3 protein-coding genes are annotated in these 4,596 nt (G+C 68.3%); all 3 read right to left on the reverse strand.

The window, feature by feature from the left end; all coding sequences use genetic code 11:
* Positions 1–2,336, reverse strand: a 2,336-nt coding sequence (locus tag JYJ84_RS29030) for an efflux RND transporter permease subunit (RefSeq protein WP_205189791.1), incomplete at its 3' end; no start/stop codon positions are given.
* A 125-nt stretch (positions 2,337–2,461) separates the two neighbouring features.
* A complete protein-coding gene (locus JYJ84_RS29035) occupies positions 2,462–3,946 on the reverse strand; it encodes an efflux RND transporter periplasmic adaptor subunit (protein ID WP_175221700.1) in 1,485 nt (494 codons plus the stop codon).
* Positions 3,947–3,980: 34 nt separating this feature from the next.
* A partial coding sequence (locus JYJ84_RS29040; protein WP_205189792.1) for a TolC family protein occupies positions 3,981–4,596 on the reverse strand: 616 nt, incomplete at its 5' end.

Below are 4,596 nucleotides of genomic sequence, written 5' to 3' on the forward strand. Positions count from 1 at the left end.
TCGTCGGGCAGCCGCACGACGATGTCGAAGCGGCGGTCACCCTGGAACAGCGTGCCGGCCTTCTGCCCGCCGACGGCGGCGGCCACCGTATCCTGCAGGTCGGCGACGCTCACGCCATAGCGCGCAAGCTTGTCGCGGTCGAGGTTGACGGTCAGCACGGGCAGGCCGGTGGTCTGCTCGACCTTCACTTCCGACGCACCCTGCACCTTCTGCAGCGCGGCCGCGATCTGCTCGCCGGTCTGGTTCAGCACGGCCATGTCGTCGCCGAAGATCTTCACCGCGACGTCGCTGCGCACGCCCGAGATCAGTTCGTTGAAGCGCAGCTGGATCGGCTGCGAGAACTCGTAGGCGTTGCCCGGCAGCTCGGCGAGCGCCTTCTCGATCTCGCGCACGAGCTGGTCGCGCGGCTTCTGCGGGTCGGGCCACTGGTCGGCAGGCTTCAGCATGATGTAGCCGTCCGACAGGTTCGGCGGCATCGGGTCGGCCGCGATCTCGGCCGTGCCGGTGCGTGCAAACACGCGCTCGATCTCGGGGAAGCGCGCCTTCAGCGTCTTCTCTATCGACTTCTGCATCTCCACCGACTGCGACAGGCTCGTGCCGGGAATCCGCAATGCGGCAACCGCGAGGTCGCCCTCGTTGAGGCTCGGAATGAACTCGCTGCCGAGCCGCGTGGCAAGCCCGAGCGTGGCCAGAACGATCACGCCCGCGCCGATCAGCACGCGCGCCGGGCGCGTCATGAACGCCGCGAGCGCCGGTTCGTACGCGCGCCGCGCCCAGCCCATCAGCCGGTTCTCCTTCTCCTCGACGCGCTCGCCGATGAACAGCGCGACGGCCGCCGGAATGAACGTGACGGTCAGCACCATCGCGGCCGCGAGCGCCATCACGACGGTAATGGCCATCGGATGGAACATCTTGCCTTCGACGCCCGTCAGCGCAAAGATCGGCAGGTACACGACCATGATGATCAGTTGCCCGAAGATCAGCGCGCGGCGTGCCTCCTGCGATGCACCGAACACCTCCGCGAAACGCTCGTCGCGCGTGAGCGGCCGGCCGGCGGCGGCCTGCGCATGCGCGAGCCGCCTTACGCAGTTCTCGACGATCACCACCGCGCCATCGACGATGATCCCGAAGTCGAGCGCACCGAGACTCATCAGGTTCGCGCTCACCTTCGCGTTCACCATCCCGGTGAAGGTCATCAGCATCGACAGCGGGATCACGAGCGCGGTGATCAGCGCCGCGCGCATGTTGCCGAGAAAAAGGAACAGCACGGCGATCACGAGGATTGCGCCTTCGAGCAGGTTCTTCTTCACCGTCGCGACGGCCTTCTCGACGAGCACCGTGCGGTCGTACACGGGAATCGCCTTCACGCCTGAAGGCAGCGTGCGGTTCACGTCGTCCATCTTCGCGGCGACGGCCTTCGCGACCGTGCGGCTGTTCTCACCCATCAGCATGAAAACCGTGCCGAGCACGACCTCCTCGCCGTCCGACGTCGCCGCGCCGGTGCGCAGCTCGCGGCCGATGTCGACCAGCCCGACGTCCTTCATCCGAACCGGCACGCCGCCGACGTTGGTCAGCACGATGTTCGCGATATCGTCGACGGTGCGCGCCTGGCCCGGCACGCGCACGAGATACTGCTCGCCGCGCTTTTCGATGTAGCCGGCCCCGACGTTGTCGTTGTTGCGTTCGAGCGCGCGCACGACGTCGGCGAGCGTGAGCCCGTACGACATCAGCTTCGCCGGATTCGGCGCGACGCGGTATTCCTTCACGTAGCCGCCGATCGAGTTCACCTCGGTCACGCCGCGCACGTTCCTGAGCTGCGGCCTGATGACCCAGTCCTGCAACTCGCGCAGGTCGGCCGCCGTATAGCGCGTGCCGTCGGGCTTGCGCGCGGCCGCGTCGGCCTCGACGGTCCACAGGTAGATCTCGCCGAGGCCCGTCGACGTCGGCCCCATCGCGGGCGCGATACCGGCCGGCAGCTTGTCCTTCGCTTCCTGGATGCGCTCGTTGACGAGCTGCCGCGCGAAATAGATGTCGGTGCCGTCCTTGAAGATCACCGTGACCTGCGACAGCCCGTAGCGCGAGATCGAGCGCGTCTGCTCGAGGCCCGGCAGGCCGGCCATCACGGTCTCGACCGGATAGGTGATGCGCTGCTCGGCCTCGAGCGGCGAATAACCCGGCGCGGACGTGTTGATCTGGACCTGCACGTTGGTGATGTCGGGCACCGCGTCGATCGGCAGCTTCTGGTAGCTGAACACGCCCAGCGCGGCCACGGCCGCGATCGCCAGCATCACGAGCCAGCGGTGCGCAATCGCAAAGCGGATCAGGCGTTCAAACATGACGGGATTCCTTGAAACGGGGCACGGTCACCCTCGACGGACGGGCCGCCCGGCCGGTCACGCGGCGATCCGGAAAGCGGGCCGCATAGCGGGCCGCGAGTCGTGCAACGGCACACACGTAACGCTCATTCATGTTCCGCGCTCCCCTTGCCGAGTTCGGCCTTCAGCACGAAGCTGTTCGACGCCGCGTATTCCTGGCCCGGCTTGACGCCCTTCAGCACTTCGGTCGCCCGTTCGTCGCGCCGCCCGGTTTCGACGGCCTGGGCGACGAAACCCTTCGGCGAGCGCACGAAGACGGAAGGTGCGCCGTCGACGTCCTGCAGCGCGTCGCTCGCGACCGCGAGCGGCACGCCCTGCTTGCCCGCGTCGACCGACACGTTCACGAACATCCCGGGCCGCCACACGCCGTCCGGGTTCGGCAGCACGACGCGCGCCGGCGCGGTGCGCGTCTGTTCGCCGAGCAGCGAACCCACGTACGCGATCGGGCCGCTCGAACGCGATTCGAACGCGGTCGCGATGACCGTCGCGTCGCGGCCGACCCGCACGTCGTTGAGCCGCTGCGCCGGCACGGCCATCTCGGCCCATACCGTCGACAGATCGGAGATCACGAACATGCTGGCATCGGCGGCGATCGCTTCGCCGGGCGTCGCATGCTTCTCGACGATCGTGCCGGCGAACGGCGCGCGCAGTTCGTAGCGGTTCAGCGCACCCGCGCCGACCGGTGCGTTCAGCGCGGCGAGCTTCTGCCGCGCGTTCTGCACGGCGATCTCGGCTTCACGCAACTGCACCTGCGCCTGCTGGTAGTCCTGCTCGGCCGAAATGCGCTCCTTCCAGAGCGTGCGTTCGCGCTCGTAGGTCGCGCGCGCACCTGACAACCGGCGCTCGGCCGTCAGCAGCTCGCTGCGCCGGTCGGCAAGATCGGTGCTCGCGATCACGGCCAGTACCTGCCCCTTCGCGACGTTCTGCCCGAGCGACACCGACACCTGCTCGACGATGCCGGCCACGCGCGGCACCACGTGCGCGGTGCGATCCTCGTTGAACTTGATCTCGCCCGGGAGTTGGAACGGCGTCGCGATCTGCGCGGGGCCGGCCTTCGCCAACGCGATCTTCGAGGTCGCGAGCTGCGCGTCGGTCAGCGCGATTGCGCCATCGGCGCGGGCGAACGGGAACGAGGCGGATTCATTGCCTGCCTTCACGTCGATCGTCGCGTCGAACACGTGCGGCTTGCCGATCGACTGCGCGGACACGAACTTCTGACCGGCCGCGTCGAAACGCAAGGGTTCGTGCGTGCGGTCGTAGCGAACCAGCGTGCCGGACACGGTCACGCCCTTGTCGGCCGGCTTGCCGTCGACGAACGGATAGACGATGAGGCGCGCATCGCCGGGCTTCTCCGTCATCACGATTTCGACGGACAGCTTGCCGCGCTTGAGCACGACACCGCCGCGCTCGCCGGCGGCTTCGACGGACGATGCGGCTTCGGCGGCCGTCGACGCGGACGCGCCGCTGCCGCCGTTGCCACCGCTGTTGCGCGTGACACCGAGTGCGCCGATGACGATTCCGGCACTGCCGAGCACGACCGCCGCGACGATCAGGATTCTGTTGCGTGACATGGTGATCCTTCAGGTAAAAGAGGCGTCCGTTGCGCTATTGCGCGACCGGTGCAAGCGGCGCGAGCGGCGTACCGACGAGCCGGCCGATGTCGGCGCGGGCCGTATGCGCATCGGCGAGCGCACGCACGTATTGCGACTGGCCCTGGAACAGCGTGCGCTGCGCGTCGAGCACGTCGAGGAAGCTGAACTTCCCGAGCTCGTAGCCGCGCGACATCGCATCGAGCGCGAGGCGCGCGGCCGGCAGGATGTCGGCCTTCAGCCGCTGCGCTTCTTGTGCGGCGGCTTCGAAATTCGCGTATGCCTGCGTGAGGTCCAGCCGCAGGCGCGTGCGTTCGCGATCGAGATCGGCATTCGCGCGCGTGGCCTTGTGCGTCGCCTCGAGCAGCGCGCCCTTGTTCGTGTTGAACAGCGGAATCGGGATCGACACGCCGACCACCGCCTGGTTGTCCGGCACGCCGCCCGTGGTCACGCGCTTCACGCCCGCGCTGATCGTCACGTCCGGAATGCGCCGCGCGCGTTCGAGCGACACGGCCGCGTTCGAGCGCAGCATCTCGGCGCGCGCGATCCGGGCGAGTGGAGAATCGTCGAGCTGCGCGGTCAGCGCGGGCAGCGACTCGACCGGCGGCACGGCTTCGAGGTCGCCCTGCACG

Origin of the sequence: Burkholderia sp. LMG 13014, from assembly GCF_905232215.1 — a bacterium.
Taxonomy (GTDB): domain Bacteria; phylum Pseudomonadota; class Gammaproteobacteria; order Burkholderiales; family Burkholderiaceae; genus Burkholderia.